Source organism: Ruegeria sp. B10, assembly GCF_056539825.1.
In genome coordinates, this window is the sequence record NZ_JBQFVP010000011.1 from 40,154 (window position 1) to 67,051 (window position 26,898).

General features: G+C 53.4%; 29 protein-coding genes. 10 read left to right on the plus strand and 19 right to left on the minus strand.

Features of this window, described 5'->3' with window-relative positions:
- The first annotated feature begins 179 nt into the window (after positions 1–179).
- Together ACR0J4_RS15850 and ACR0J4_RS15855 are read left to right on the plus strand one after the other, a co-directional pair.
- Positions 180–929 (plus strand): DUF3299 domain-containing protein, encoded by a 750-nt coding sequence (locus ACR0J4_RS15850; RefSeq protein ID WP_170643601.1) that lies wholly within the window; start codon positions 180–182, stop codon positions 927–929.
- 108 nt (positions 930–1,037) lie between these two features.
- The gene (locus ACR0J4_RS15855; protein WP_170643600.1) at positions 1,038–3,782 is read left to right on the plus strand and encodes an AsmA family protein; all 2,745 of its coding nucleotides are present in this window, start codon (positions 1,038–1,040) and stop codon (positions 3,780–3,782) included.
- Between the two features lie 11 nt (positions 3,783–3,793).
- On the opposite strand, the gene ACR0J4_RS15860 is transcribed toward ACR0J4_RS15855, so the two are convergent.
- On the minus strand, positions 3,794–4,294 hold the full coding sequence (locus tag ACR0J4_RS15860; protein WP_170643599.1) for a hypothetical protein: 501 nt from the start codon (positions 4,292–4,294) through the stop codon (positions 3,794–3,796).
- Positions 4,295–4,526: 232 nt separating this feature from the next.
- Between ACR0J4_RS15860 and ACR0J4_RS15865 the strand changes: the two genes are divergently transcribed.
- A complete protein-coding gene (locus tag ACR0J4_RS15865) occupies positions 4,527–4,733 on the plus strand; it encodes a hypothetical protein (protein ID WP_170643598.1) in 207 nt (68 codons plus the stop codon).
- Positions 4,734–4,862: 129 nt separating this feature from the next.
- Here the strand turns inward: ACR0J4_RS15865 and ACR0J4_RS15870 are convergent, their stop codons facing one another.
- A complete protein-coding gene (locus ACR0J4_RS15870) occupies positions 4,863–6,044 on the minus strand; it encodes an adenylate/guanylate cyclase domain-containing protein (RefSeq protein ID WP_170643597.1) in 1,182 nt (393 codons plus the stop codon).
- Between the two features lie 140 nt (positions 6,045–6,184).
- Here ACR0J4_RS15870 and ACR0J4_RS15875 point away from each other — a divergent pair, with 140 nt between their 5' ends.
- On the plus strand, positions 6,185–7,771 hold the full coding sequence (locus tag ACR0J4_RS15875) for a phospholipase D family protein (RefSeq protein ID WP_480668732.1): 1,587 nt from the start codon (positions 6,185–6,187) through the stop codon (positions 7,769–7,771).
- A gap of 490 nt (positions 7,772–8,261) precedes the next feature.
- On the opposite strand, the gene otnC is transcribed toward ACR0J4_RS15875, so the two are convergent.
- From otnC to ACR0J4_RS15910, 7 genes are all read right to left on the minus strand, one after another.
- Positions 8,262–8,903 carry a 3-oxo-tetronate 4-phosphate decarboxylase gene (otnC, locus tag ACR0J4_RS15880; protein ID WP_170643596.1) on the minus strand — a complete coding sequence of 214 codons (642 nt, stop codon included), beginning with the start codon at positions 8,901–8,903 and terminating at the stop codon, positions 8,262–8,264.
- Positions 8,900–10,177, minus strand: a complete 1,278-nt coding sequence (otnK, locus tag ACR0J4_RS15885) for a 3-oxo-tetronate kinase (RefSeq protein WP_170643595.1) — start codon at positions 10,175–10,177, stop codon at positions 8,900–8,902. The genes otnC and otnK overlap by 4 nt, the downstream gene beginning before the upstream one ends.
- Entirely contained in the window at positions 10,174–10,971 is a 798-nt protein-coding gene (locus ACR0J4_RS15890) for an N-acyl homoserine lactonase family protein (protein ID WP_170643594.1), read from the minus strand. The genes otnK and ACR0J4_RS15890 overlap by 4 nt, the downstream gene beginning before the upstream one ends.
- Positions 10,968–11,255 carry a putative quinol monooxygenase gene (locus tag ACR0J4_RS15895; RefSeq protein WP_170643593.1) on the minus strand — a complete coding sequence of 96 codons (288 nt, stop codon included), beginning with the start codon at positions 11,253–11,255 and terminating at the stop codon, positions 10,968–10,970. Before ACR0J4_RS15895 ends, ACR0J4_RS15890 begins: the two co-directional genes overlap by 4 nt.
- The gene (locus tag ACR0J4_RS15900; protein ID WP_170643592.1) at positions 11,255–12,766 is read right to left on the minus strand and encodes a tripartite tricarboxylate transporter permease; all 1,512 of its coding nucleotides are present in this window, start codon (positions 12,764–12,766) and stop codon (positions 11,255–11,257) included. The genes ACR0J4_RS15895 and ACR0J4_RS15900 overlap by 1 nt, the downstream gene beginning before the upstream one ends.
- A gap of 4 nt (positions 12,767–12,770) precedes the next feature.
- Positions 12,771–13,493 carry a tripartite tricarboxylate transporter TctB family protein gene (locus ACR0J4_RS15905; RefSeq protein ID WP_480668733.1) on the minus strand — a complete coding sequence of 241 codons (723 nt, stop codon included), beginning with the start codon at positions 13,491–13,493 and terminating at the stop codon, positions 12,771–12,773.
- An 84-nt stretch (positions 13,494–13,577) separates the two neighbouring features.
- Positions 13,578–14,585 carry a tripartite tricarboxylate transporter substrate binding protein gene (locus ACR0J4_RS15910; RefSeq protein WP_170643590.1) on the minus strand — a complete coding sequence of 336 codons (1,008 nt, stop codon included), beginning with the start codon at positions 14,583–14,585 and terminating at the stop codon, positions 13,578–13,580.
- A gap of 135 nt (positions 14,586–14,720) precedes the next feature.
- Here ACR0J4_RS15910 and ACR0J4_RS15915 point away from each other — a divergent pair, with 135 nt between their 5' ends.
- The 5 genes from ACR0J4_RS15915 (at position 14,721) to ACR0J4_RS15935 (ending at position 19,267) form a co-directional block, all read left to right on the plus strand.
- Positions 14,721–15,809 (plus strand): isocitrate/isopropylmalate family dehydrogenase, encoded by a 1,089-nt coding sequence (locus tag ACR0J4_RS15915; RefSeq protein WP_170643589.1) that lies wholly within the window; start codon positions 14,721–14,723, stop codon positions 15,807–15,809.
- Positions 15,806–16,837: a Gfo/Idh/MocA family protein gene (locus ACR0J4_RS15920; protein WP_170643588.1), complete on the plus strand. Its 1,032-nt coding sequence runs from the start codon at positions 15,806–15,808 to the stop codon at positions 16,835–16,837. Before ACR0J4_RS15915 ends, ACR0J4_RS15920 begins: the two co-directional genes overlap by 4 nt.
- Positions 16,834–17,511 carry a GntR family transcriptional regulator gene (locus tag ACR0J4_RS15925; RefSeq protein WP_170643587.1) on the plus strand — a complete coding sequence of 226 codons (678 nt, stop codon included), beginning with the start codon at positions 16,834–16,836 and terminating at the stop codon, positions 17,509–17,511. The genes ACR0J4_RS15920 and ACR0J4_RS15925 overlap by 4 nt, the downstream gene beginning before the upstream one ends.
- A 366-nt stretch (positions 17,512–17,877) precedes the next feature.
- On the plus strand, positions 17,878–18,828 hold the full coding sequence (locus ACR0J4_RS15930) for an Acg family FMN-binding oxidoreductase (RefSeq protein WP_480668734.1): 951 nt from the start codon (positions 17,878–17,880) through the stop codon (positions 18,826–18,828).
- Positions 18,818–19,267, plus strand: coding sequence for a MarR family transcriptional regulator (locus ACR0J4_RS15935; protein ID WP_170550122.1), 450 nt, complete (start codon positions 18,818–18,820; stop codon positions 19,265–19,267). Before ACR0J4_RS15930 ends, ACR0J4_RS15935 begins: the two co-directional genes overlap by 11 nt.
- 39 nt (positions 19,268–19,306) lie before the next feature.
- Here the strand turns inward: ACR0J4_RS15935 and ACR0J4_RS15940 are convergent, their stop codons facing one another.
- From ACR0J4_RS15940 to ACR0J4_RS15980, 9 genes are all read right to left on the minus strand, one after another.
- On the minus strand, positions 19,307–20,074 hold the full coding sequence (locus ACR0J4_RS15940; protein ID WP_480668735.1) for a hypothetical protein: 768 nt from the start codon (positions 20,072–20,074) through the stop codon (positions 19,307–19,309).
- Between the two features lie 355 nt (positions 20,075–20,429).
- Positions 20,430–20,600 (minus strand): hypothetical protein, encoded by a 171-nt coding sequence (locus ACR0J4_RS15945; RefSeq protein WP_170550126.1) that lies wholly within the window; start codon positions 20,598–20,600, stop codon positions 20,430–20,432.
- Positions 20,601–20,863: 263 nt separating this feature from the next.
- A complete protein-coding gene (locus ACR0J4_RS15950; protein WP_170643585.1) occupies positions 20,864–21,418 on the minus strand; it encodes a CIA30 family protein in 555 nt (184 codons plus the stop codon).
- Between the two features lie 11 nt (positions 21,419–21,429).
- Positions 21,430–21,882, minus strand: coding sequence for a TspO/MBR family protein (locus ACR0J4_RS15955; protein ID WP_170550132.1), 453 nt, complete (start codon positions 21,880–21,882; stop codon positions 21,430–21,432).
- A 13-nt stretch (positions 21,883–21,895) separates the two neighbouring features.
- Positions 21,896–22,399: an aggregation factor core gene (locus ACR0J4_RS15960; protein WP_170643584.1), complete on the minus strand. Its 504-nt coding sequence runs from the start codon at positions 22,397–22,399 to the stop codon at positions 21,896–21,898.
- Positions 22,400–22,535: 136 nt separating this feature from the next.
- Positions 22,536–22,919: a nuclear transport factor 2 family protein gene (locus tag ACR0J4_RS15965; protein WP_170747393.1), complete on the minus strand. Its 384-nt coding sequence runs from the start codon at positions 22,917–22,919 to the stop codon at positions 22,536–22,538.
- A 143-nt stretch (positions 22,920–23,062) separates the two neighbouring features.
- The gene (locus ACR0J4_RS15970; protein ID WP_170643582.1) at positions 23,063–23,443 is read right to left on the minus strand and encodes a VOC family protein; all 381 of its coding nucleotides are present in this window, start codon (positions 23,441–23,443) and stop codon (positions 23,063–23,065) included.
- Positions 23,444–24,457, minus strand: a complete 1,014-nt coding sequence (locus ACR0J4_RS15975) for a zinc-binding alcohol dehydrogenase family protein (RefSeq protein ID WP_170643581.1) — start codon at positions 24,455–24,457, stop codon at positions 23,444–23,446.
- Between the two features lie 26 nt (positions 24,458–24,483).
- Positions 24,484–24,774, minus strand: coding sequence for a putative quinol monooxygenase (locus ACR0J4_RS15980; RefSeq protein ID WP_170643580.1), 291 nt, complete (start codon positions 24,772–24,774; stop codon positions 24,484–24,486).
- Positions 24,775–24,878: 104 nt separating this feature from the next.
- Between ACR0J4_RS15980 and ACR0J4_RS15985 the strand changes: the two genes are divergently transcribed.
- Entirely contained in the window at positions 24,879–25,766 is an 888-nt protein-coding gene (locus ACR0J4_RS15985) for a LysR family transcriptional regulator (protein ID WP_170643579.1), read from the plus strand.
- Positions 25,767–25,798: 32 nt separating this feature from the next.
- On the opposite strand, the gene ACR0J4_RS15990 is transcribed toward ACR0J4_RS15985, so the two are convergent.
- Positions 25,799–26,704 (minus strand): haloalkane dehalogenase, encoded by a 906-nt coding sequence (locus ACR0J4_RS15990; protein ID WP_170643578.1) that lies wholly within the window; start codon positions 26,702–26,704, stop codon positions 25,799–25,801.
- Positions 26,705–26,898: the final 194 nt, after the last annotated feature.

The window sequence follows — 26,898 nt, forward strand, 5'->3', positions numbered from 1 at the left end:
GTTCAAAACCCAGACACCAGGCCTAGCGATCGAAAAAGCCCTTCTTATACTTTTTGCGCTTGCGACCCTTTCATGAGCACGCGTCCTGCTCGCGCAGGAATCCGTTGGAACTTAATAATGACCCGTCAGAGCCAGTGGCAGTGGGCGCTGTTTTGCGTACAATTGAGGAGCATATGACAATGCGTCTTTCCTTTGCGGTAATAGCCGCGTACTTTTTGGCTTTGCCGGTTCATTCGGAAATTGCACGTATCGAATGGTCAGACCTGATCGATGAATCCGCTCAAGACTACGAAGATCCTTTCGTTGAATTGACTGACAAACAGCTTAACGCGCTTCGTAAATTGGTCCGGTTGCGCGCACGGCAAGAAAAAGGCGGGGCGACGCCAGAACAGCTGGACCAGCTTCAAGTGGATATCGAGACGACCGAAGCAACTCTTGCTGAGGACGGCATTGATGCGAACTGGCTGATTTCCCAACGCTGGGTTGTGATGGAAAGACGTGAGAAGGCGGGCACGGCCGCCAATGTCGACATCGATGGCGTGACCGTTTCATTGGGCGGATTTGTGATCCCGGCACCCCGCGACGAAGATGGCTCCCAAATGGCGTATATCGTACCGGAACGTGGAATGTGCAGCCACGTACCGCCTCCGCCTCCGAACCAGATGGTGCGTTTGCGCCTTAGTGATTCCTGGAGGCCCTCGACGGTTTACGAGCCCATCGTTGTAACCGGTCAAATCAGGATCGACCCGACGCAGAAAGAAATGCTGGTTGTTGATGGTCCCGTCCTCATGAAGGCTGCGTTTACTTTGGAGGTCGATGACGTTCAGACTTTTGGACCAACCAAAACTTCCGAAGAGGCTACGACCAATAGGACAAGTGTACTGATGGGAAGAATAAAAGCGACTGGCGGGGCTATCAAAGACGAATAGTGACACGGCCCAACTGACCCGAATAAGGTTCAGAAAGGGCATTCAGTTTAGTGGGCCGAATATCTGCTTGTGAGAGACTGAACGGCGAAAGCGGCGATAGGGGAGCGCATGAGGGTTTGGCTTTTTAGGATAATTGGGCTTGTCGCACTTCTCGCTTTCGCAGCAGTCGCGTTTGTTTGGTTGTTGTTTGCTGCTCCGATGTTCTCGGACATGCGGCGCGACCTTGTGGAAAGAGTTCTTTCGGAACAAATTGGTCGGCCACTTCATGTCAATGATGATGTAAGCGTCGCGCTTGGCCGCACGAGTTACATTTACGTCGGTGGTGTGGTCATCCCGAGCCTGACAATGCCGGAGGAAGCTCTTGTGGAATTGAACCTGCTGGAGCTGGAACTGGATATTGCAGCTTTGGCCAACAGGCGCCTGCACTTTGACAATCTCGTCGTGGAAGGCCTCCAAGCAAATCTTCTGACGGCAGAAGACGGCACCACAAGCTGGCGAAAAGGCGAGCCAACACCCAAGCCAACTTCAGAGGAAACTGTATCAGCGGATGATCAAAAAGACGTCGCGAGCGCTGATGGTACCGATAAGACCGACACGGAAAGCAGTGGAATCCTGAACTTCCTGAGCGACAAGAACGTCAGTTTCAAATCAATCGGGTTAAACATTGACGACAAGGTCTCGGGCTTTTCATTTGTATTTGACCTTCAGTCACTCGCGCTCGAACAAGTAGACAATGGACAAAGAACAAAGGTCTCTGGTTCCGGCTCCGTCAACGGTCAGGTTTTCGAAATCGAAGGCGACTACCCACACGCCGCACCGTTTACGACACGCGCCAGTTTTGGCGAAATGACCGTAGGCTACGATGGCGAGCCCTTCTCGGCAGACGAAGGGGGCGGTTATCGGGCAGTCTTGGAAATGGACACAGGTGAGTTCGGTGATTTTCTGGACGTCATCGGGCTGGAACGCGTTCTGGAAGGCAATGGTCAGCTGCAAGCAGAACTCGTGTCTCAGGACGCTCTGAAGATCGAGGCGTTTACAACAACTGTAAGCTTGGAGGATGGGCAAAAACTCGAAGCTGAGGGTTCAATAGATGACCTCTACACCGCTCAGGGCGTTGATCTGATCTTCAACGCGCGGCTTCATCCCGAAGGACAGCCTCCGCCAGCAGCAAAAAGTATCCAGGAACTTAAATTCACCGGCTTTGAAATGCATATGGTCGGATCCCTGGCTTCCTTCGAATTTGAGAAGTTGCTGTTCCAAACCAATGCATTTGACCAAGGGCTGGACGTAATCGGCCCAGCCTCAATCGAAAGTATTCGCCGCATGCCAGACGGACGGCTTGCCATGCTGGGCATTGCGCTACAAGCCGGTCCAATCGAACAGCCTGTCCTGAAAGCCGAAGGTGAAATCCTCGATCTGCTTCAGCTTCAGGACGTGACTTTCGATGGGGAGCTAAACGGGCCCGCCAAGTTGATTTTGCCCAACCTCGATGAAGACTACGTTGACCAGTTCGGCGGCATCAAAGCCGATTTCAACATATCCAACGCGGGTGGGCCGGTTTCACTCAACAGGTTTAACGCGACCACTTACGGCACCGATCTCTGGGCGCTCGATCTCGCACTATCTGTCAACGAGCTAAAAGGGCTTTCCGGTCTCGATTTCGACGTGGAACTGGACATCGACGACAGCGCCAAGTTTCTGACCGCAGTGAATCTGCAGCCTGTCGAGATCGGATCGCTAGCTATCGATGCGGAAACCTCCAAACAGGGCGAGGACTTTGATGCCGCAATCCAGTTCGAAGCAGGGTCCTCGCATCTTCTTGCGGCTTTGGACACAAAATTTCCCGAGGGTGCTACTGTTGTTCGGGGCGACATCACGAGCGAAAGGCTCGATCTCAACGACCTGAAGAACCTGACTGCCGTGCTGGACCAACTGAAAAGCTTGGTAGGCGAGACCGCAAAGGAACCTGAAGCCGAAGTTCAACCTTTGGTTTTACCGAAGGAGACAGACGTCCAGCCCTTGGTATTGCCAAAGGAAAAAGGAAAACCTGCCGATCTTCTGGATGTACAACGCGTGCTTCGAGAAGCGGACGTCGAGGTACAGATCGAATTCAAAGAGATTGCAGGCCAGCAAGGAGTAACGTCTGTTTCAAGCCAATTGTCTGCCAAAGAAGGAACCGTGGATTTCGGGCCTCTTCAGATGGCTTATGGTGGCGGAAACTTCAGCCTGCTGGCGGTCATGGATCTGATTGACTCTCCTGATTGGCTTTCATTGTCGGGATCGACCTCGGGATGGGAATTCGGCGAAATCTTAGATGAGTTGGGCATTGGTATTGAGGCCTATGGGCGTTTGAGCGGTGAGTTCAACGTTTCTGGCAGTACCGCCTCGGGCAAGACCTTCGTCAATTCGATGCGTGGCAATGCGTCGTTGTCGATGTCGCAAGGTTACATTAGTACCAGCCTACTAGAGTTGGCCGGGCTAGGTATTTTCCCTTGGCTCTTTTCAGAAGAGTTCCGACAAGGCTATACCGACATCACTTGCGTGGTCGCCCCGGTTGATATCCAGGCCGGACGGGTCAGTTCAAACTCCATCGTCATCGAAACTGGATCGGTTCAATTGGTGGCCAGGGGGCAAGTGGACTGGCTGAACGATAGCATCGCACTAAGAGCCGAGCCTCGTCGCGTCGGCAAACCCCTATCCCGGAGTGCTTGGCCATTTGATGTAACGGGTCAGCTTTCGTCGCCAAAGTTCAAGCTGGATGTGGGTGGGTCGAGAAGCAAGACTCCAGAGGGCGCTGACGCTATGCCTGTCGACAGGCAACCCTGTGTGCCGGACATCAATCAATTGCAGTAGTCGGGCGTGACCTAGTTCTTCAGTGGTTCCGGCTGTTCGGCCTGACACGTCAGAACGGCCTCAATGGCTTTTGCGGACCCGCTGAGGTCGAGTTCAACCTCGGCGCCACTTTCGCCAATAATCGTAACGCTTTGGCGTTTTCCAAACTCGGTCACAAACGCTGGGTTGTCGAAAAAGGCATAGCCACCGGGAACTCCATTCTTGTAGATACCAACCGCTTCGCCTTCGAATTTTGCATCACCAAAATCGAACTTTACGATGCCGGTCGCGCCGTCCTCGATCTGCACCCAGGCCGGATTATAGGCGGCAAAAAAACCACCAGCCTGATTGGGAGCCGCGCCAATTTCAACAGTCATTTCGTCTTCAAAGAGCTTCCACGCGAGACAGCCATTGCCCTTTTCGGGATCAATCAGGATTGTCCAGTCCCCGGATTCACCCCACCGTTCCATACCAGCAGCCCACACCACGCCAGCGGAGATCAATGCCATTGCTGTCAGCGCCAACCTGTTCATTTAAAGCTCCACAAATGGTCCGTGTATCTAAAGCTGCATTCAGATTATCTTGCGGGACAAATCAAATACAACCATTCAATTTATGGAATGCTGAGCCAACGCTAGTACGCCTTTGCCCTGAACACGAAATCATCTTCAGCCGCCGCCAGAGAAAAAATGACGCTCTACTCAGCTAGAATTTGCCAGAGTTATTCAAGGCCTCTTTCGGGCCGATCTGTTCCTGAAAATCCCAATGTTCGACGATCTTTCCACTCTTGATCCGGGACAAGTAAAAAACGGCCCAGTCGCGCTCGTCTCGCTCTACATGGCTAAAAGCGACCACGAAATTTCCTTGACCGAGTGGTCGGTGAACTTTGACGTATTGCGCGGTTTTTCTGCCACTTGTCACTTTTCCAAGATGCTTGGAAAAAGCTTCCAATCCATCGGCTACGCCCGTTGAGTGTAGCGTTTAGCGATCCGTAGGATTGCCGCCGCGCGTTCAGTGCTGCCGTTCTCAAAAAAGTGTGCCTCAGGCCGCTAGCAGTCCAAAGCAGGCCTTGAAAATTCGAAAAGCTATTGAAAAAGAGTATTATTTTGCTTGATGGGAGAGGCTGACAACACGAAAAATCTGCACGGGGTTACCAATGCCCTTCAGTTCCCGCTCTCCCATTTCTTCAGTCTCCACACGTTCTTCTATGTCTAATAGCGCCCGTTGGTTCAAAAGGATCTGCCCGTCGGTGGCAAAGTCGCAAAGCCTGGATGCGGTGTTCACGACCCCACCTATTGCCGTGTAGTCGGCGCGACCATGAAACCCGATAAGCCCAAGTGTCGCGTAACCACTACTTATCCCAATACCCAGTCCCATCGTGTGTCCGAGTTTCTGCCAGGGCGCTCGTATTTCTTCGAAAGCTTCGCTTATTGCCTTGGCCAGCCGCACGGCTTGCAGAACGGGCTGATCGCACGGAACCGGGTCATTGAAGAAGACCATCAATCCGTCTCCGGCTCGGTATCCGATTGTTCCCTTGTGTCGGGCAACTAAATGGCCAACCTCATCGTGGAAATGCTGGAGAAGCGTAATGACATCTTCCGGCTCAATCGCCTCGGAAATGGCGGTGAAATTCCGGATGTCGCAGAATAGGCAAGCGATGTATTGACGGTGAGTATTCAAAAGATCGTCAGCGTTTTCTTCGACTACAAGCTCCGCAACTTGAGGCGCAAGGAATTGTTTGAGACGCCCCAGCCTGTCAATCTCGCCTTCCTGGCGCTTTACCTTCTCAGTCAGTCTTTCGTTCAATGCTTCTATTTCATGTGTCTGGCTGCGAACCGTGTGGTTCAAAGCATCGAGTATAAAGTTCTGGTTTAGCAAAGCCGCGATCACCAAAAGCACATAAGCCAAAGCTTCGACGCGTTCATCATAGCCGAAGTACAGTGTGACAATCAGGATGACGGCAGCAATCCCACCAAGGACGAGTGGAAGCTCCTTGGCATGCCGTTTTCGGTCTCTCCACAAGAAACTAACCGCCAACAACGCAAACACCCACATGAGCACCGCTTGCGCATGTGGATTTATCGTAAGCGCTTCGTAGCCAACCAAATAGGTGAGCAAAATCCCGGAATAGCACGTGGCCAAGGAAGCCAGAGCAGCCAAGACAGCTCCGATCCCGATTGGCATCGAGATTTTGAACTCTTCCGTTGCCACGCCGATACCGTCGGCCACAGCACGCGGCGAAGGCTCCGCAGCGGAGTTATTTCTGTGTTCGGGATCAGGCATGGTCCTCGTTCGCGCTTGGTTGCTGGTAGAGTACGTTTGAATTGAGATTGCGTCAAAATCACATAACTGCATGGGGGAGTTGAGGGTTTCCCCAAATCAACAACGACCAGCAAAACAGTCTCATACTTCACAGAACAGACTTGCAATCACCCGTCTCGGCGTTGTCACCTAATATAAGGGGATGGAGGAAGCTGATGACACGATGGAAGCTGGTTGTCTGTATTTTATGCACGTTGACCCTTGTTGCTTGCGCCCCCAAAACTCGCACATTTGAAAAGACGGTATCGGCTTCGCTGCCGGCGGACTCGCGCACAGCTCTCAGTCGGGCGGCCAATCGGCTTGGCGATCCCAAAGACGGTCGGTCGGGCGTAAAGCTGATCAGTGACGGCGAAGAAGCTCTTGTCTCGCGGCTGTTGCTCGCTGCGGCGGCCGAGAGAACGATAGACGCGCAATACTACCTTCTACACGACGACCCAACGGGCCACCTATTCGCCGCCAGTCTTTTGCAGGCAGCCGATCGGGGTGTTCGTGTCCGATTGTTGCTGGATGACATGGATACGTCCAGCTATGACGCGATGACCGCCGCGTTGGACAATCACGAAAACATTGAGATCCGGCTGTTCAATCCATTCTGGCGGGAACAAAGCCTTCTGATCGCAGGTTTGACAGATTTCAAACGCATCAATCGCAGAATGCACAACAAATCCATGACTGCTGACAATGTGTTCACGATTGTGGGTGGGAGGAACATCGGCGCCGAGTACTTTCTCGCGCGAGAAGAAATGAACTACGCTGATTTGGATGTCCTGGCCGCGGGCCCCGTTGTACGCGAGGTGTCACAAAGCTTTGACACGTACTGGAACAGCGAATTCGCCGTTCCGGCTCGGGTAGTCGTTGGAGAACCTCAGGAACTTAACCTTGGTGATGCGCGAGTCAGGTTGAACGAACTGGTCGAGGAAGCGAAGCAGACGCAGTATGGTGCGGCCCTCAGAAAGTCGGCACAAGACAACTTCGCAGATGGAGCCCTGTCACTGGATTGGCTGCCTGCGAAGCTTTACGCCGATCCGCCGTCAAAAGCCGCCGGTCTCGAGAACTCAGGTCCCGTTCTGGCATCTCAATTGCTTCCGTACTTTGAGAATGCAAGCAGTGAAGTGAACATCGTCTCCGCCTATTTCGTGCCACGCAACAACGGTGTGAAATGGCTGACCGAACTGGAAAGCCGCAGCGTCGACGTAAAGGTTGTAACCAATTCACTTGCCTCTAACGACGTCGCACCCGTCTACGCCCACTACGCCAAAAAACGCCGTGCACTTCTGCGCGGTGGAGTAGAACTCTATGAACTGCGACCGGACGCCTATCAGGTCCAACGCCGCGGTATTAACTGGGCTCAATCCAGGTCAGGCCTGCATTCCAAGGCATTTGCAGTCGATGACCGATACTTGTTCGTAGGATCGTTCAACTGGGATCCGCGATCTGTCAACATCAACACCGAGATGGGAATTCTGATTGACTCGCCGGCATTGGCGACACAGACCATGGGTGCCTTGGACGACGCGCTACCCGCATACACATATAACGTGACTCTCGAGAAAGCTGGTCAGCTTAAATGGACGACAAGAGGCGATGATGGCAACGTTCTTGAGTACCAATCGGAACCGACAGGATCGACCTGGGATCACATAGTTGCCGGATTTTTAAGTATTTTACCAATTGGGTCTCAGCTGTAGGTATTTTGGCAAATACCCGACGCTACCAGAGAACTCCGGCCTGCAAAAACGGCTGGATTGGGTTCAAAACGTCCGTTGCTCCTTTCCAGCCGGCCATTTGGATCATCCGCCCGCCAGAATTTGCAAACTTCGCTTTCAGCGCATTGCAGACCTTCGCGAGAATCCAAGCAGAAAAGCCGCATGGAACCCAAGGGGCCTTAGAGAGGCCCTTTGTGGGGTTGAGCCCCGCAAAGAACCATGGCCGCAATGACTACGACAAAAACTGATTAAATTCGTCGCTAAGGCAGAGAATCGCGCAGCGCAAGACTACAGGCAAACTACGCAAACTTATGGGGTGAGCGTAGTGTTATGCGCAAACCTAAGCATCATGTAAGCGCGCTCATAACGGTGCGTTCCTGCAATTGATTGCATTGATTAAGCTCAAGCGTGTTTTCGAATAACTTTTCACGATTTTCCCAATTGTTTGCACACTCCTCCTATCGGCGTCCGACTACATCCTTCCGAAAGTCTCTTTGAGTTCTGTGACTTGTTCAGCATCCAGTAGGCGGGTTGGCAAACCGCGCAAAGCCACCAGCAGCTTGGCCGTTTCTTCCAGCTCTTCTGCTGCACAAACAGCAGAGAAGAGGTCCTTTCCCGACACGACCGGGCCATGATTAGCCAGCAGAACAGCACTACATTCGCCGCCCAGTTCGCGGATCAAGTCACCGGATTTTGGGTCACCCGGCTTAACGTATGGAACCAGTTTGACCGTGCCGACGCGCATCACCACGTATGGTGTCAGCGGCGGAATACAGTCGTCTGGATCGGTGTCTTCCAGACACGACAGAGCAGTGGCCCAGGTCGAATGCAGATGCACCACGGCGCCAGCCTCAGGTCTCGTCTCATAGAAGGCTTGATGTAGAAAAACTTCCTTGGTCGGCTTGTCTCCGGAGACATGGTTCCCATCCAAATCAATCTTGGCGATGCGCTCGGGATCGATATTCCCCAAGGTGGAGTTGGTTGGCGTCATGAGAATCCCGTCATGTAAACGCGCGGAGACATTGCCAGCAGTGCCAACGGAAAAGCCACGCGCAGACAGCGAGGCGCACAGTTCCGACATCTGCTGTCGCAGCGCCAGTTCTTCAGAACTCATTTGCCGACCTCCATCATTTTGAGGGCCTTCGCGAAAAAGTCCGGAGCGCCGAAGTTTCCAGACTTTAGAGCCAGCGCAATGGGTTCAGATTTTCCAACGCTCAAGACTGGCACGCCCGGATCAATTTCTGGGCCAATTGACATGGCCGGAGACCCCAGTGCCTCAGAGACGGCCTTGGCAACAGCTCCCGACGTCTCTCCTCCTGCCACCACAAGACGCCTGTACCCTGTCTTGGCAAGTTGTCGTGCTGTATCTGCAAAGAGATTGTCCAGCTTTTCCGCCACGGCTTCTTGGCCAAATTGACTTTGGATGGCGCGCACATCATCCGGGCTTCCCGATGAATACGCGAGTGGCGCCTGATCCGGATGCGTTTCAAAGAAATCCAGAAGCGTTTGCGTGGTCACATCCCCGGACATGACGCCTGGCACATCAATGGCGAAGGTCGGATGGGATTTCAAATGAACACCAATCTGCCCACGGGTTGCACCCGAGCACGACCCGGCAAGGATCGCGGCAGGCCCAGCGATACCTGTGAACACACTGCCACCTCTTTTAGCAGAAGCTTTTCTGACGGAGTTTCTGGGTAGACCCGATGCTATTCCAGATCCCCCGGTAATGAGCTTGGCATCCTTCAGAGCCCCGCCCCAGGCCAGCAAATCTTCGTCCGAAATCGCATCACCGATCACAAAACGTTCGTCGGCGTTCTGCAAAGCTGCCGCAATCGCCTCTGATCCTTGCTTGACGGCGTCGATCGACACCAACCCGACCGATTCTTTGGTTTGATGCTGCAACCATCGCCTGATGTTTGCATCCGTCATCGGAGTAAGTGGGTGGTTTTCCATCCCGGACTCGTTCAACGGCTTGCCGAACACAAAAAGATGACCGTGATAGACTGTGCGCCCCGTTGTCGGAAAGGCCGGACAGAAAACCACCTTTTGCGCATCCAGTTCGTTGGCCAGCGCTTCCGCAACGGGGCCGATGTTTCCCTCAATCGTGGAATCGAAGGTGGAGCAATACTTGAAGATGAACTGCTTGCATCCTTGATCTTTAAGCCACCGCAGAGCGCGCAAGCTGTCCGCTACCGCTTCCTCAGTCGGTGCGGTGCGGCTCTTGAGTGAAATCACACCCGCTTCGATCTCCTCGTCGGCTGGGGTCGTAGGAATACCCGGGAACTGAGCCGTTCGTAATCCACCTTCCGGCTCAACACCCTTTGCCAAGGTGTTCGCAATATCACTCGCACCTGTAAAATCGTCTGCAATGACGCCGATCTTCATAGTTTGATGTCCCTGGTTGGCCCGGGATCCAGCCTATGAATATGCGGTGCTGCTCCGACGGGGAAGATCTCACGCACAAGTGGATCATGGCCAGGCACGATAAGTCGAGGGTGCGAGGCCAACCTCTCAAGCGTCTCGAAACCATCCATCATGTCTTGCAGGTCGACGACGATGGGAAAGGCTTTGCGCGCCATGAAATTCTCGTAGTAGTGCGAGGCGTCAGAGGCGAGCACCATCCAACCGGCTGCCGTTCTTACGCGAACGCATTGCAACCCGCGCGAATGCCCACCGATGCAGTGCACGGTGACCCCATCTGCAATCTCAGCTTCTCCATCGTAGAACACGACCTTACCTGAATAGAGACGCTTTACCACCTCGCAAACATGGCCAGCCGTGAAAGGCGCGCGTAGGTGGCCATGGCACATGCAGGGACCTGTCGCGAAGGCCATTTCCGCCGACTGCATGTGCAACTTTGCGTTGGGGAACATATGCAACCCCCCTGCGTGGTCATAGTGAAGATGGGTCACGATGACATCGGTCACCGCTTCTGGCGAAATGCCTAAGGGCCGCAAAGCCTCGCGAGGATCCATCGCAATTGGACGACCACGGGCGGCTGCCTCATCGGCGTCGTAGCCAGTATCTACCAGAATGACTTTGTTGCCGCGTTTGAGCACCCAAACGAAGTAATCCATCGCATGGGGCGCATCGTGATTATCATCGACGATGAAACTATCAGCGCGCGTCCGGGCATTTCGATCCGCGTATTTCACGGCGTGGATTTCCCAATCGTTCATCGGATGACCTCGGAATACTGGTGAACCACCTTGGTGGCGATCATATCAGCCACTGCCGTATCGAAGGACTGAAAATGCACGCTTTCTAGGTGGGCAGAGAACGCCACGCTGTCATCATAAACCTCATAGAGAAAAATTGTCTCGGGATCGTCGCCGAGGCAAACGTCAAACTGATGGCATCCGGGTTCTTCACGCAAAGAAGTTGAAGCGTTTTCTACCATCAGAGGCAAGAAAGTGTCTCTCGTACCAGGTTTGAGAGTGAAAGTGACAGTGACCACAAACATTAGACAGAAAGTCCTTTCAGACGTGAGAAAGCGCGCTTTGCGACGGGCAGTTGGCTGAGGATCAGACCAATGTTGAGCACCAGCAGAATGGCCGCACCGGGTCGTGAAAAGAAGACCGAAAGATCCCCGTCCGACAAGAACAGCGACCGGCGGAAGGTTTCGTCAAACAGGCCGCCCAGTATAACGCCGATAACCAACGGCGCGATTGGGTATTTCATCAGGTTCATGAAATAGGCAACGGCACCGACGCCGAGCATCAGGTAGAGGTCATTTATGCCACCGCCGACGCTGAAAGACCCAATTGTTGTCAGAACCATAACGACGGGCAAGAAGATGGTCTGCGGGATGGCGAGTATCTTGATAAAGACCCGAGCCGTGAAAAGCCCCATCAGGAACATCGTCAGGGAGGCCAGCACCAGGATCGCAACCACGCGCAGAATGATCTCGGGGTCGATCGTCGGCCCGGGGATCACATTGTTAATCTTGAAAGCGCCCATCAAAGCGGCGGCGGGTGGTGAACCGGGAATACCCAAAACCAAAAGCGGGATCAGCGCGCCGCCAATACAGGCGTTGTTTGCTGTCTCAGAACACAGCAGACCTTCCAATGATCCTTTGCCGTACTTGTCGCCCTCGTCGGATACGGTCTTGCCAACACCGTAGCTGACCCAACCGGCTACATCTTCGCCTACTCCGGGAAGTGCTCCGACCCCTGTCCCAATCACGCCTGACCGGCCAATGGTGGGAAGGTAGCGTCGAATTGAGCGAAGGTTCGGAAGGATACGACCTTTCAAGGCCAGAACCTTCCCGGCCTCGACGTGCCTCAAACCGTCGATGATTTGGGGAATGGCAAAAGCCCCCATCAAAACTGGCACGACCTGAAATCCGCTCATAAGGTAAGACCAGCCGAAGGTATAGCGTGGCTCAGACAACAGAGGGTCGAGCCCCACCATGGACATCGCAAGCCCAATCAGACCGGCGATCCATCCCTTAATCACCAGGTCTTCGCTCATCAAAGTGCCAGAAAGCAGAATGCCGAAAAGGGCCAATAGTGCTTTCTCCGGGCTTGCGATGTTCTTTGAAACCAAAAGCAGCGCCCAGACAAAAATCAAAAGCGTGATGGTCCCGATAACTGTACCAATAAAACTGGCCGTCGTGGTCAGCCCGAGCGCTTCGCCCCCTCGACCCACTTTGGCCAAAGGGTAGCCGTCCATGGCCGTCGCCGCGCTGGCTGCTGTACCAGGTATGTTGAGCAGAATAGACGGATAAGAGCCGCCGTAGATCGCGCCGACATAGGCCCCGAGCAACGCGATGAGTGAATAGTCCAATGGGATCTTGTTGCCGAAGAAACCCGTCAGGATCGTCACAGCCAGGGTCGCCGTCAGACCGGGCAATGCGCCGAACGTGATGCCGAGGAACACGGAAGCGACTAAATAAAGATAGGTCAGCGGGTCTATTGCCAGGCCCACGAAGGCGGTCCCAAACCCAGCCAGTTGCGAAAGGATAAAGTCCATCCGGTCAGTCTTTCCATAGCGGACGAAGCGTCACGTAGTAGTGGTATTCGATTTGCTTGAAGATCAGCCCTCCGCGCGCGGGCACGTTCTGCCGGAAAACAAAGGCCATCGCGCAAACAAGGAGGAGCGGGGCAAGTATTGCCACCAATGGAACGAACCGCAAAATGGGCTCAGAGGCCGCTTTGGTGAACACCACGAGCGTTAACGCGATCCAAATGGCCAGTGTGAACCAATCATCACCGTGTGCATTCCAATCCGCCTGAGCAGGAAACGCGGCGAACGCAAACAAACCGGTGACGACAACTGCGATACAGGCAACCAAAGCACGCCGAGCATGGCCGCCGTAGTAGCCGTAAGTCAAAGCTGTAATCAGCAATCCAGAGCACAGAATGAAGTCCACTCTGGGAACGAGCCCCACGACATATGCAAGAAGGATCAGGCCTATTGTTGAAGCTCGATAGGCTTCCGACTTATCCCATCCGATACCCAACGCGCTAAGCACGTTTTGAGCGCCTCCTGAGCGGATCGAAATCGCAAGCAACACGCAGGACAAGACAAGTAATCCACCGAAAATGAATAGCGGTACAATTGCAGCCGAGTTGTACCAATCAGATCCACTTACACCTGCGCGGTTTTCACCCCAAAGTGGGATGTCTGTCGTCTTCCAAAGAAAAAAGACGGACACCGCTATTAGAACAATTGCTGCCCAAAAGTCGCGCGTCCGCATGACCAGTGTTTCGTCAGGTTTGTCCATTGCCTGCCTCCTTAGGGAAAGGGCGCAATCAAGCGCGCCCTTTCAAAATTGATCGGATTAGGGCTTCTCGATACCCAGCGAGGCCGGATCGACGGTCGCGGCACCCAAATCTTGCAAGGTGTAGGCAAAAGTAGCCTCGAGGTTCGCAAACAGCTCTTGAGCCTCTTCGCCGTGCTGACCACCGACGTCGTAGTTGTTTGCCGCAGCCCATTCGGCGACGGTGTCAGACGCAATAGCCTGCTCGAACGCATCGCCTAAGGCAGCCTTAACGTCATCCCCGGCCGAGCTGTGAACCGCAAACCCGATCGCCTGTTTGAGCGGCAAATACTGGTCGAGACCGTCATAGATGCCAAAGGCAGACGGCACGGTTGACCCTGCGATCTGCGCGTCCTCAGGCGTCAACATAGCAAGCGGTTTAAGTTGACCGCCTTCGATCAACGGAGCCTGTTCAGCCAGTGAGGTCACAACCAACGCAACTTCACCCGCTATCGCTGCCTCCTGCCCGGGCGCGGAGCCTTTGTATGGAACAAACTTGAATTCTGCACCGGACCCTTTTTCGATGGCCAGAAGGTTCAAGTGGTGGATCGAACCTGCGCCCGAAGCCGCGGCTGGAATAGTGCCCGGAGCAGCTTTCGCGGCGTCGACCAGTTCTTCCAGAGTATTGTAAGGGCTGTCCGCCGGAACCGAGATCAGATCAGGTGATCCGCCAACAATGAAGGGATACCAAAAGTCAAATTTCTTATCCCAACCACCCTGCACACCAGCGGTGACATTCGATTCAGACAGACCAACCAGTGTGTAGCCATCATCTGGTTGGTTCATAACGTAGACCATACCGTTGGAGCCTGCGACACCACCTGTTTGATTGATCACATTGATCGAGACCGGAAGGTGTTTTTCCATCTCGGCCATGATCATACGGTTGATCGTGTCCGTACCGCCACCGGCCCCCCAGACCACAGCTGTGGTGATATCACGATAGGGGTAATCCTGCGCAGCAGCTGCGCCTGCAATACTGGTCGCCATCACAGCTGCGGCCGCCAACCGCCCTAGCATTAGTTTCATTTCCAAGTCCTCCCAAACAACTTCGCGTTTATTATTGCATTTATTTGCGTATACATTAAAGAATGCGTTGTCAACGGACTGTAGTGAAAGCTGCGATCGCGCTATGAATGCGAAACAGGAAGGAAGCGGGGCAAAATGAAAAAGACTTACGATATTGCAGTGTTCCACGGGGACGGGATTGGCCCAGAAATTATGGGCCCCACGCTTGAAATCCTGCTCCAGCTCTCGCTCAGCAATCCCACCTATGAACTGGTGTTTACAGACGCGCCGGCAGGCGCAGGCCACTACGCCAAAACTGGAGAATCGTTTCCGGCTGGATCACTCGAGACTGCGCGCAATGCTGACGCGATTCTGCTGTCGGCAATGGGTTTGCCCGATGTTCGATACCCGGACGGAACCGAGATTTCACCGCAGATCGATCTGCGAAAGCAACTGGGACTTTTCGCTGGTGTACGACCGGTAAAGGTAAGCAGCGGACAAATGACCCCATTGGCACTGCCTCCCGGAAAAGAGATCGACTTTGTCTTGATACGCGAAAGCACAGAAGGGCTGTTCTTCACCCAAGGCGCTGGCGAAGTCACCGAACATGAAGCACGTGAGACCTTGCTGATCACGCGTGAAGTGTCCGAAAAACTATTCCGGTTTGCGTTTGAGCTCGCCCAGAACCGCAAAAGAACCGGGCGCGGCCGGGGGCGAGTTACATGTGTCGACAAGGCCAATGTATTTCGCGCCTTTGCGTTCTTCAGATCAATGTTTGATGCAGAAGCCGCCCACCATCCAGATTTGCTGGCAGACCATGCTTATGTTGATGCAACCGCACTGTGGATGGTCCAAAAACCTTGGGAGTTCGATGTCTTGGTGACCGAGAACATGTTCGGAGACATCCTCTCCGACCTTGGTGCAGGTCTCATGGGCGGTCTTGGACTGGCTCCGTCAGCGGATATAGGGTTGAATCACGCTGTATTCCAACCCTGTCATGGTTCCGCTCCGGACATTGCGGGACAGGGTGTCGCCAACCCTTTTGCAATGATCCTGTCCGCAGCAATGATGCTTGAATGGTTGGGGCTGACCCATGATCACCCAGGCCTGTCCAACGACGGCGAACGATTGCGTGAAGCCGTGGAAAAAGTGACTGCGAACGGACAGAACCTGACGCGTGACCTAGGTGGCACCGCCGGAACGCAGGATGCAGCCGCATCGGTATTGGAAGCACTACGGGCATGAATACTCGACAAACCATCAGGGTTGCTTGTGTGGGCGCGGGATATTTCAGCAGGTTCCACTACGAAAGCTGGTCCCGAATGCCCGGAGCGGTTCCGATTGCGTCCTGCAACCGTGATATCAACAAGGCTAAAGAAACAGGACTTGCCGCTTACGATGATCTGTCACAAATGCTGGAGGCGGAAAAACCAGATCTCGTGGACATCATCCTTCCACCTGTAGCGCAGGCCGAAGCCATCCGAACGGTACTGAACTCTGGTATCAAGTGGCTGATCTGTCAAAAGCCATTCTGCATGTCTCTGGATGAAGCGGAGAAGATCGTCTCCGAGGCTGAAGCGGTAGGCGCAACCATTGTCGTGCATGAGAATTTTCGCTTTCAGCCCTGGTATCGTGCGATCAAGGTGGCGATGACCGAGGGTCGTATTGGAACACCTCTACAAGCGACTTTCCGGCTTCGGCCCGGCGACGGACAGGGGCCACGAGCCTACCTTGACCGGCAGCCGTACTTTCAGGAAATGCCGCGTTTCCTGGTGCATGAAACAGCGGTTCACTGGGTAGACACATTCCGATTTTTGTTCGATGCGCCCAGCGCGGTTTATGCGGACTTGCGCCAAGTTAACCCCTTTATCGCGGGCGAGGATGCAGGTTTCATCCTATTTGATCACCCCAACGGCTTGAAAGCCCTTTTCGATGGCAACAGATGCCTTGACCACAGTGCCGAAAACCTGCGTCAAACCATGGGTGAGGCTCTCATCGAAGGAACCGAAGGATCACTGGTTCTTTACGGCGACGGTTCAGTTGAACTCCGCGCTTTTGGAAAACAGAAGCGACAGCAGATTTTTCCTCCGAGCGATCATGATGGGTTTGGAGGAGACTGCGTACACGCCTTGCAAAGTCACGTCGTCTCAGGCCTTGTAAAGGGCACGCCGTTGGAAAACACGGCCCGAGACTATTTGGACGTGATCCGCATTGAAGAGAACATCTATCTCTCGGCTGCGGAGGGACGAAAGATCAACCTGGAGACGCCGTGAAGGGTCAGGACGCAAAAACTCTTTCCAATACCCAACGCGCTGTTAGGGATTTGCGACAGATGATCCTGTCTGGCGAACTAGCAGCCGGAACTGACCATCTGGAATCGGAACTTGCCGAGACCCTTGGCATGTCCCGCACCCCGATACGGGAAGCTGCGCTGATGTTGGAGAGTAAGGGCTTGCTTGAAATGCGGCCCCGTAAGGGCGTGCGGATACTGCCTGTTTCATCAGATGATATGCGTGAAATCTACGACATCCTGACGGAACTCGAGAGTCTCGCAGCACAGCGCGCTGCCGAAGCGGGTTATTCAGAAGATGAACTGGCGGTCCTTGCTGGATCAATTGCCAAGATGGATCAAGCCATCGAAGCCGAAGACCTTGAAGCCTGGGCCGAGGCTGACGAGTTGTTTCATCAGGAGCTCGTTCGGTTGGGCGGCAACAAACGGGTCGAAGCGATTGTCGCCATGATGAGCGACCAGGTGCGCCGCGCACGCGCAACGACGTTGTTCATCAGGCCCCTGCCCGTCAAATCCAACGAAGATCACCGGGTTGTTTTTCAAGCGATTAGTGAAGGTCGACCAGATGTTGCCCGTGAACGTCATCGAGAACACAGGCTGCAAGCACAGGCTATGCTTTGCGGGATACTCGAAAAGCATCGACTTAACAGCCTCTGATCTTCTCGTATCCGGTCGTTAATCAACTAAAATAACTGCTTTTTTTGGCGACATAAAAGGCGCTCCGAGTACTTGTCGATAGCGGCAGTCCGTGGTTGCGTCCGACTGTTCTGCTTTCCTTTTTTCAAATCACTTAACCAATCGCTGCATCGCTTGGGGTTGAATTAGTACGATTTCGTATTATTTAGTTCGATATCGTACTATTGGAGACTCAAGATGCCAAATCGAAGACGTTTTCTTAAGATTCTAGGCGGAGGCACAATTCTGGCGGCAACGGGCGCGGTTGGGTTCCTCGCTACACGCACGCCGCATGACGCGCTGGCTCCGTGGACGCCAAAACCGTATGACGACCCACGCAAAGCTGCTTTGTCCCACGCTATTCTCGCCCCCAATCCACACAACTTGCAACCTTGGCTGGTCGAGTTGGTTGGGCAAGACACGGTGCGCATCCACCGTGATCCTGATCGCGAACTTCCGGAAACCGATCCTTACCACCGCCAGCTCTTTATTGGCCTCGGCGCATTTGTTGAGACGATGGTTCTGGCGGCAGGTGCACAGGGATTTGATACCGAGGCCAAACTACTGCCAAATGGAGATGACGGACCAATCGCAGAAGCAGTGTTTGTTCCTGGCGGAGTGCCCGATCCGCTCTCAGATCAAATCCTCAACCGACATTCCAACAAAGAACCGTACACTGAACAGCCACTCTCTGCCGATCAAGTGTCTACGCTTGGCAACTATGCAACTTTGATTACCGATAAAGATTTGGTGGCCCGTATTCGAGATCTCACGAAACGCGCTTTCGAAATCGAAATGCGAACACCCCAGACATTGAAAGAATCCGTGGACCTCATGCGGATCGGGAAAGCAGAAATCAACGCCAACCCAGACGGGATTGAACTGCGTGATCCCATGCTGGAAACGCTGCGACTTACCGGCCTTTTGGACAATGAGACCCTTATGAATGTTGACCACCCAGGCACTCAGTCTCACATGCGTGGCTACTTCGCTATGCTAGACGCGACGCCGCAATACGCAGTCCTCACGACAGCTACAAATACGCGAAGCGATCAACTCGATGCCGGGCGTCAATTAATGCGTTTCTACCTGAAAACAACCGAAATGGGGCTAGGCGTGCATCCCGTCAGTCAAGCCCTTCAGGAATATCCTGAGATGGCCGATGAATACGCTCTGGCGCATGAGCTTCTTGCGTCACCGGGCCACACGGTGCAAATGTTGCTGCGTTTGGGGTATGGACCCGAGCCAATTGCCACGCCCCGCTGGCCGCTGGAGACGCGAATTCTGAATGAAGCCTGAAGAAGAGACCAACGAAGTTTACCGGTTCTTCACCGAGGTCGGGATCATCAACCAGCTGATCTCGACCAAGCTTGAAGCGTTCTTACCTGGCAGAATGACCGCAACCCAATTTGGCATATTGGGCCACCTGGTCCGGCGTCCCGAGGGAGAAACGCCACTACAGCTATCGAACGCGTTTCAAGTGCCCAAGACCTCGATGACGCACATGCTCGCGAGCCTTGAAAACCATGCTCTGATTACCCTTGAAACCAACCCCAATGACAAGCGTTCGAAAATAGCCCGGTCCACGCCACAAGGCGCGGAGTTTTTGAAAGCTTGTACGAAGCGGATGTCGGAATCCCTGGCTCCAGTATTGTCCGGACTCGGGTCAGGTCCGTTTCACAATTCGCTGCCGAATCTGACGCTCATACGCGAAGCTTTGGACAGCGAACGGGACTAGGTAAAAAACCGGTTTTTGCCAGAATACGAAGCCAAATTCTTAGAACATCATGCAATCTCCGCCCGGGGGAAGCGGCGGTGATCCTTCAGGCAAGGTGGGCGTGTAGTCAAATGTCACAATCGTCGCGCCGCCGTCGAATGCTACAAACAGTTGGTTAGATCCCGGCCTAATGGCGATGCCTTCAGGGTCAGTTCCGAATTCCAACAGGCTTTGCTGGGCGAGCAGTTGACCATCTGCCGTGAACTCATACAAGCTGTTTGACCCTTCCCAGTCATCAACAATCAACATGTGACCGGTGCGTGGGTCAATCGCGATGCCCTGTGCCTCACTTAACGGGGGAGAGAGCTTCATGGTATCCAACCTTGCCGTCAAAGCACCCTCTGAAGTGAACCAGGACAACCGTTCGGGGTCATCCTCTACGGTCACGATCTGCCCCTGCGCATTGATCGCGATCCCCTCGGTGTCTGCGAATCCGCCGTCCAGTTTGAAAGGCGCTCCGAGTGGCTCTCCATCTTTGGTGACACGTTGAAGACTGCCGAGACCATCGCCCAACAACAAGTGATCCCCTTCGATAGCAATTGCTTTGATACGGAAGAGATCGCTGGATATGCGGCGCAACTCATCCCCTTGCAATGTAACGAGAATGGCCTCGGGCCCCTCATTCGCAATCCACAACCCACAAAACGTCGGATCGTAGTCCAGACTTGCGGGTTGATTGAGCTCATAGCGCCCTGTTTCGCGAAGCTGCAATGCCGTGGCCGGGGTCGACACAGCAAAAATCAATAAGGCAATGGTCCTCACAAACACTCAGGATGCTCCTAACTGAGTTAGAAAGGTGGGGCGGTGTCGTGACGGGTCAATGCAAAGCACGATCGAGCTCCCCACAACAGAGGTCACCACATTGCCAGGTCAGAGAGACGCAGACGCCAAGAATCGGTGCCAGGTTACTCGAACTGGAGATTTACAGCGATGCAAACCAAGGTGAAGAACTGGAGCAGTTTCTTGCATCGCAGCGAGACCCGTATCGCGCAAAAACTATAGACGAGTTTTTCACGTCACCACTCTTGGCGCTGAGTTTTCCTTAGCTTTGGTGTTACCAATTGCAGAGTTCGATCTGATTTAGACTAACTCACAGAAAGTTTGGTGTTATGCCCCGAAACGCTCAAGCTTCGGCGATCAATGTGCCCCAACTGGAAAAGCCACCGTCTGTCTCGCAGATGATCGTCTCCATTCCGGTTACCACATCGTTTCCAAAATAGCAGTCCGCAAATGCACCAGTGCCAACAAATGATAGGGTCAGGGCAACAAGGCCCAAAGCTGCAATCCTCTTCATGATACTCACTCCTTTAGATGAGCTTCATGTGGGAGTTGTCTTTTGCTGAATGTATTTTGCTTTGATTAAGTTTTTTTAACTGAAGACTGCCTGTGGAGTTGTCTGTTCGGAATGCAGCACGCTGGAAATGTTTGCTCAGAAAAGACAGGTTCAGCATCTAAAATGAAGAAACAGCACATCTACGTTCAGGCATTGGCACAACTCGATCTCAACCGGTGTCAAGCAGACCTATCTGAATATCACAGCCCTCTCTTTGGAGATCTTCAATAGAAACCAATCTCACTGACATCTACGCGGGCCTTGTGATCGCGCCCGAAGGCTACAACTCCAATTGAAGTGATTTCATCAGCAACGGGAATAGCGCGCAATATGGCGCCTGAAGCCTTGAAACCTGATAGAGGCAAATAAACTTCGGTCCAGTCTTCAGAAGTTGCGAACTCGGCCTGATAGTATTGCCACGGAAGCACCGTGCCACGCGTTCTGAGGTGAACGAAGTATGGCTCACCGTTCCCCCGTACCAATAGCCTGACGCCTGATACACCCTCATCTGGTCGATCAGACAACTTGCGTCGGAATTGGATGAAACCGCCGTTGTTTTCTGTACTGACGGTTCCGGTCAGCCGCGCGAATGCTACATCACCTTCCGAACGAAATTGCACCTGTCCTGAGGAAACACCTCCCATGACGGTGTCGGCTACGTAGTCCCAACGCGTCTCCGGAGACTTGGAGAAGTCTTCAGTCAGTTTTCCATCAGCCTGAGCCATTGTGCATCCGATGATAGCAAGACCTGAAACAAGCCCAACGAAGTTGGCACGCATATTGTTCCTTCTCAGTTCAATATCGCAATGGAAAGGTTAAGCGCCGTGGCAAATGCGACCCATGCAAAATACGGCAGGAAGGCGAGTGCGGAAACCCGATCCGAATTCCTGACCCGAGCAATGAACATGACGATCACAGCCAACAACGCAACAATGACAACAAGGGCAAACCACGGCAGTTGCAGTACGAAAAAGGCTGGGGACCACAAAAAGTTCAGAACCATCTGCGCCCACCACAGCTTCATCGCGGTCGAGCTTCGGTCTGTTTCAAACTGACGCCAACCCGCCATTGCGATCAAGACATAAAGCACCGTCCAAACCGGCCCGAAAATCCAATTAGGTGGATTGAAGGCCGGTTTAGAAAGCTGCGCATACCAATCGCCGGGTGCAGTCAGTGTCCCGATCAGGATGCCGCCTCCCACCATGAGCGCAAGAAATGCTATGCGGATCAACCAGTTCGACATTGTGGGAGAGCTTTCAGCAGTCCTTGGTCGCCACGTTCACAAGTGCTTCGGAAGAGAAGGTCGCCGTACTGGTCTCATCCGCATCGGTAAATGACACCGTGGCGCCTTCGATCTCCGACCCCGTTACGGTGATTTCGCGTTGCCCGATAGTATCATCGACATCGATGGTAAAGGCGAGTGTGTCCCCGGCTGCGAGGGAGGCGATCTCAAGTTCAATTGTATCTTGCCCGTCCACGACCGCTGGGATTTGCCGCAGAGCATTCGCACCCTCAACGAATTCGAGAGGTTGGAATACCTCCACGCCAGCACCCTTTTCGGTAACGTCGAAAATCAGACGTCCGGCAGATTGCGACAAGTCAATTTTGAGGGTCGAGGCTTCTACTTCGCAAGCTCCGACATTTGTCAGAACAAAACGGTCCTTGGGTGCGCCTTCTATAAAGCGAATTTGTACACCAGCTTGAAGGGACGTGGCTGCAAATAGTCCAACGGTGGCCGTAAGAATACTCTTCGAGAACATATTTATCTCCTAATTAAACGCTTCTTGATAGATACGCCTCGGCGGGTCTCCTGGATCAGACTTATACCCTTTGACTATCGTGGTTTAGCAGACAGCAGCTTTCGAAGTTCCATGCTCTGCAGTTAGAACGGCGAAGTCAAAACATGCCATTGTCATTCTCGCCGTTTGCTGGAACTTCCTGAAGAACGTCCCAGTGTTCGACAACCTTGCCATCAGCATCTAGGCGAAAAATATCGATCCCTGCGTACTCGAGACCATCGGGCCAGATTTGATGGCAATGCAGAATAACGTGATCGTCTTCAGCAAAGGCACGTTTGATATCCACACGCTTTCCCGGGTATTCGGCGGCCATGCGCTCGAAGTACTCGACAAAGGCTTGCTTACCGTCGCCAACATGCGGGTTGTGCTGAGTATAGGCTTCCCCAACAAAGGTTGCGATGGCCTCGGCGGGTCGACACGCGTTGAACATCATTTCGTAGAAAGCTATGACGTTTTTCTTGTTTGTTTCGAGGTCCGGCATGCTGATCTCCAAATTGACGTTTGTACCGCCAAAAAATGTTGGTCCGAGTAATTCTTGGAAGCAACCCGGCAAGGATCTCGATCATTGATCGGCAAAGAGTTACGAGCTTGATTTTGCGGCCCGACTATTCCGAGGGTTTGCACTTACTCGGTTTCTTCGAAATCAATATGAATATGATTTCCATCAGGATCGGCCACGTGGATTTGGACCATTCGGGCGCCGGGGACGTCAGTTTTGCGGTACTTGATCTGACTCGAATTCAATTTTTCTTCGAACGCGCTCAACCCCTTGGCTGAGAGTGCAAAATGCTCGAGCTTGAGCTTCACTTCGGAGCCGACACTTGGCGTTCCTTCGTGCCCCACAAGGTGAACCACCGCGTGATCACCCGCATACAACCAAGCTCCGGCAAACGGAAAATCAGGGCGGGCCCCGAGTTTCAAACCCAGGACCTCTTCATACCAAGTAACCATCTCAGGCAACCTGTTCGTCACGATATTCACATGATCCAGCCGCTCAATTCTCATCTAAAAACCCTCAAGCACAAGCTTCCCTTTGGCCTTGCCGCTTTCGAGGATAGCATGGGCTTTCATTAAGTTTGTAGCATTGATCCTACCGAGTGTATCAGTCGCTGTGGATCTGATCTTTCCATCATCTATCAACCCGGCGACCTGATTCAGGATTTCGCTTTGACGACTCATATCTCCAGTCCCGAAAAGCGACCGAGTGTACATGAACTCCCAATGCAATGAGATCGATTTGGGTTTGAACGGCGCGATGTCGAAGGTCTCAGGATCGTCGATCAACCCAAAGCGACCTTGTGGGGTCATCACCTCTCCGGCTTGAGAGGCATAAAGCTGGGAATGGTTTGTCGAATAGATGAAATCCACGCTGTCGATACCGAGAGCCTCGAGTTGTGAGCCAAAAGGTTCCGCATGGTTGATGACATGGTGTGCGCCAAGCTCTCGAACCCAGTCTTGTGTCTCGGGTCGGGACGCAGTGGCAATCACCGTCAAGTCAGTGAGAGCCCGCGCCAATTGAATGGTGATTGACCCGACACCGCCTGCGCCACCAATAACCAGCAACGTATTGGTTCCGCCGGAAACGGCATCTTGGACGCGCAAGCGGTCGAACAGCATCTCAAAAGCAGTAAGCGTCGTTAGCGGCATCGCCGCAGCCGCTTTCGCCGGTATGGATTTTGGCGCGGCTCCGACAATACGTTCATCCACCAGATGAAACTCGGCATTGGTTCCCGGTCGGTTGATCGCCCCGGCATACCAAACTGTATCGCCCGGACTGAAAGTCTCCACCGCTTCACCAACGGCTTCGACGACGCCTACTGCGTCCCACCCCAGAATATCAGGTACTGGACCCGCAGGAGCACGTTTTTGCCGAATTTTCGTATCAACCGGGTTCACTGACACGGCCTGCACCTTCACCAACAAGTCGCGCCCCTTCGGCGTCGGTTTGTCGGCCTCGAAGTCGATCAAGGCGTCCGTTCGATCAATCGGCCCTGTCTCACGGTATCCCACGGCTTTCATAACGTGCTCCTTTGTCCGGTTCTGTATCAACCGATGACTGTCATTTCATTCAACGTGAATTCTGCAACAGCGCCCTCTGTAGCTTCCAGGTAAGCCGCAAGGTGCTGAGCACCCATGTGGGTTTGCCAAAGCTCTCGGCTTTCCCAATTTTCGTAGAACACGAAATGAGCCGGGTTGTCGTTGTCCCGGTGCAGGTCGTAGTTAATACAACCCTCTTCGGCACGGGTTATGTCGATGAGCTTGATCAGCTCACCTTTTACGAGGTCGATCTTGTCGGGGTTGGCTTTGATGTTGGCGAGGATTGTCAGCTTGGCCATTGGAATAGGTCCCTTTTGTTCTCGAGCGATGCGCAAGATTTACGCCGCAGTACTTTCGGGATAAACAGGGCATAATCGAACATATAATCCGGAAATTCCGTTTAATGCTTTTAGGCAATCTTCGCTTGTTTCTGACCATAGCCGAGAAAGGCAGTCTTGTGGCGGCGGCGCGCGAGACAGGTGTGTCGAGCACGACAGTGTCCGAGCGGCTCGCGGCTCTGGAGGCACATTACGGTGTGGTTTTGTTCAACCGCACCACCCGTTCCATTAGCCTGACCGAAGAAGGCCGGACACTCGCTGACGGAGCAAGAAGCTTACTCAGTGAGGTTGCGGACCTAGATACGCTTGTTCGGCACGGCGCTGAAACTCTGTCTGGTCCAATTCGCATAAGCGCGCCGATTGACTTGGGACGGAGCATTGTTTCCGAGGTTGTCGCCGAATTCACCGAAGAGAACCCTGCCGTCTCAATCGAACTATCCCTCTCGGACGGCTATGTTGACCTCGTCGGCCAGGGTTTCGACCTCGCAGTTCGCTTCGGCAACATCACAGACAGCTCGCTCAGGTTACGAAATCTAGGAAGCTACCAACGTTTCGTATGTGCATCCCCAAGTTATCTGGCCTCATTCGGAACGCCTGAAAAACCAGAAGATCTACTAAACCACAACTGCTTGGTTATGAGGTTTGGCGACATGATAGACAACGTTTGGGAGTTTGGGTCAGGACCAAATGCCCAGCGCGTATCGGTAAAGGGAAATCGAATAGTCAATGATGGTTCACTGATCCGCGATTGGGCGATCGCAGGCCATGGGGTCGTCTTGAAGTCAGAGCTGGATGTCGGCGACGATGTTCGATCTGGCAGACTTGTTTCTGTCTTGCGCGACTTCCTCCCACCGCCGAAACCTTTGCAAATGATGTTTCCGCCGAGCCGAGCCCAACCACGTCGCATAACGGCCTTGGCCGAGCATTTGCGTCGCAAATTTGGTGTGAGTTGAGGCCATAGGGGAAGACACTATACTGATAGCCGCTATGTTTGCTCAATGAATTTCAAAGTCGCCTGTGCTAGCTCTGCCCCAGCATCTTCTTGAATGAAATGCCCCGCTTTAGGCAAAACAGTATGATTTTGACCAGCTGCGCCGGGGATCGACTTTTGGAACAGTTTGTCTACCCCCGCCATGACCCTGTCATCTTCTCCAAAAACAGTCAGAAACGGAGTGTTCAGGGTTTTGAGGGTTTCCCATGCGGCTCGGTTGGCTTCTGAAGCTGGATTGTCAGGCGTGTCGGGCACCAACACTGGAAACTCACGAGCGCCTGCCAGATAGCGCGCATCCGGGAACGGTGCGTTATAGGCTGCGACCTCTTCATCTGAAATCTTGGATGTTGTGCCACCGAATACGATGCGTCCCGAATTAAATTCCGGCACGGATTGCGAGTATTCCCGCCATGAAAGAAATGCCTCACCCAAGGGCACGTCACCGGTAGGTAGGGCCGTGTTCGCCACAACCACACGAGAGAACCGCTCGGGCATACTCGCAACCAGCCGTAAGCCAATGAGTCCGCCCCAGTCTTGGCAAACCAATGTGATGCCCGTCAGGTCAACTTTCCGCAACCACTCGGACATCCAGTCTACATGGCTTTGGTAGGTGTAGTCGGATCGCTCAGTGGGCTTGTCCGACCGGCCAAACCCAATCAAATCAGGAGCCAGAACTCGATGGCCCGCATCTTTGAATAACGGAATCATGTGCCGATACAGGAAGCACCAGGTTGGCTCTCCGTGCATCAACAACACTGGCGGTGCCTGCGCCGGTCCCTCGTCCAAATAGTGCAGACGGAGAAGACCGCCCTCGGTATCATCCACATCAAGATAGTTCGGGCCAAATTCGAAATCTGGCAACCCGTCAAACTGGTGGTCCGGTGTACGAAGGAACTTCATCGTGAACTCTCCAAAATTGCCGACGGTCTTGGTCCGACAACAGTGATGGATAAAACTAAAACGGTCCAGTTCCAGCGTATACCGACTTCAGGTTTGGTTGACTTCGACGCATTGCTTCGGTCCCTCGCGGCGGAGGTTCTTTTTTGCAGACGTCTTGAATCTAACGTTCCGACAAAAAAATTTGGTCTCAAAAA

What these genes read in the sequence shown, in the direction of transcription:
- ACR0J4_RS15950 (WP_170643585.1), bottom strand. Translation starts at nt 21,418, where the DNA reads ATGCGTGCCAACTTCGTTGGGCTTGTTTCAGGTCTTGCTATCATCGGA.
- ACR0J4_RS15965 (WP_170747393.1), bottom strand. Translation starts at nt 22,919, where the DNA reads ATGCCGGACCTCGAAACAAACAAGAAAAACGTCATAGCTTTCTACGAA.
- ACR0J4_RS15855 (WP_170643600.1), top strand. Translation starts at nt 1,038, where the DNA reads ATGAGGGTTTGGCTTTTTAGGATAATTGGGCTTGTCGCACTTCTCGCT.
- ACR0J4_RS15890 (WP_170643594.1), bottom strand. Translation starts at nt 10,971, where the DNA reads ATGAACGATTGGGAAATCCACGCCGTGAAATACGCGGATCGAAATGCC.
- ACR0J4_RS15905 (WP_480668733.1), bottom strand. Translation starts at nt 13,493, where the DNA reads ATGCGGACGCGCGACTTTTGGGCAGCAATTGTTCTAATAGCGGTGTCC.
- ACR0J4_RS15865 (WP_170643598.1), top strand. Translation starts at nt 4,527, where the DNA reads ATGTTCGACGATCTTTCCACTCTTGATCCGGGACAAGTAAAAAACGGC.
- otnK (WP_170643595.1), bottom strand. Translation starts at nt 10,177, where the DNA reads ATGAAGATCGGCGTCATTGCAGACGATTTTACAGGTGCGAGTGATATT.
- ACR0J4_RS15960 (WP_170643584.1), bottom strand. Translation starts at nt 22,399, where the DNA reads ATGTTCTCGAAGAGTATTCTTACGGCCACCGTTGGACTATTTGCAGCC.
- ACR0J4_RS15990 (WP_170643578.1), bottom strand. Translation starts at nt 26,704, where the DNA reads ATGAAGTTCCTTCGTACACCGGACCACCAGTTTGACGGGTTGCCAGAT.
- otnC (WP_170643596.1), bottom strand. Translation starts at nt 8,903, where the DNA reads ATGAGTTCTGAAGAACTGGCGCTGCGACAGCAGATGTCGGAACTGTGC.
- ACR0J4_RS15945 (WP_170550126.1), bottom strand. Translation starts at nt 20,600, where the DNA reads ATGAAGAGGATTGCAGCTTTGGGCCTTGTTGCCCTGACCCTATCATTT.
- ACR0J4_RS15900 (WP_170643592.1), bottom strand. Translation starts at nt 12,766, where the DNA reads ATGGACTTTATCCTTTCGCAACTGGCTGGGTTTGGGACCGCCTTCGTG.
- ACR0J4_RS15895 (WP_170643593.1), bottom strand. Translation starts at nt 11,255, where the DNA reads ATGTTTGTGGTCACTGTCACTTTCACTCTCAAACCTGGTACGAGAGAC.
- ACR0J4_RS15975 (WP_170643581.1), bottom strand. Translation starts at nt 24,457, where the DNA reads ATGAAAGCCGTGGGATACCGTGAGACAGGGCCGATTGATCGAACGGAC.
- ACR0J4_RS15915 (WP_170643589.1), top strand. Translation starts at nt 14,721, where the DNA reads ATGAAAAAGACTTACGATATTGCAGTGTTCCACGGGGACGGGATTGGC.
- ACR0J4_RS15910 (WP_170643590.1), bottom strand. Translation starts at nt 14,585, where the DNA reads ATGAAACTAATGCTAGGGCGGTTGGCGGCCGCAGCTGTGATGGCGACC.
- ACR0J4_RS15870 (WP_170643597.1), bottom strand. Translation starts at nt 6,044, where the DNA reads ATGCCTGATCCCGAACACAGAAATAACTCCGCTGCGGAGCCTTCGCCG.
- ACR0J4_RS15970 (WP_170643582.1), bottom strand. Translation starts at nt 23,443, where the DNA reads ATGAGAATTGAGCGGCTGGATCATGTGAATATCGTGACGAACAGGTTG.
- ACR0J4_RS15980 (WP_170643580.1), bottom strand. Translation starts at nt 24,774, where the DNA reads ATGGCCAAGCTGACAATCCTCGCCAACATCAAAGCCAACCCCGACAAG.
- ACR0J4_RS15955 (WP_170550132.1), bottom strand. Translation starts at nt 21,882, where the DNA reads ATGTCGAACTGGTTGATCCGCATAGCATTTCTTGCGCTCATGGTGGGA.
- ACR0J4_RS15920 (WP_170643588.1), top strand. Translation starts at nt 15,806, where the DNA reads ATGAATACTCGACAAACCATCAGGGTTGCTTGTGTGGGCGCGGGATAT.
- ACR0J4_RS15850 (WP_170643601.1), top strand. Translation starts at nt 180, where the DNA reads ATGCGTCTTTCCTTTGCGGTAATAGCCGCGTACTTTTTGGCTTTGCCG.
- ACR0J4_RS15860 (WP_170643599.1), bottom strand. Translation starts at nt 4,294, where the DNA reads ATGAACAGGTTGGCGCTGACAGCAATGGCATTGATCTCCGCTGGCGTG.
- ACR0J4_RS15985 (WP_170643579.1), top strand. Translation starts at nt 24,879, where the DNA reads ATGCTTTTAGGCAATCTTCGCTTGTTTCTGACCATAGCCGAGAAAGGC.
- ACR0J4_RS15935 (WP_170550122.1), top strand. Translation starts at nt 18,818, where the DNA reads ATGAAGCCTGAAGAAGAGACCAACGAAGTTTACCGGTTCTTCACCGAG.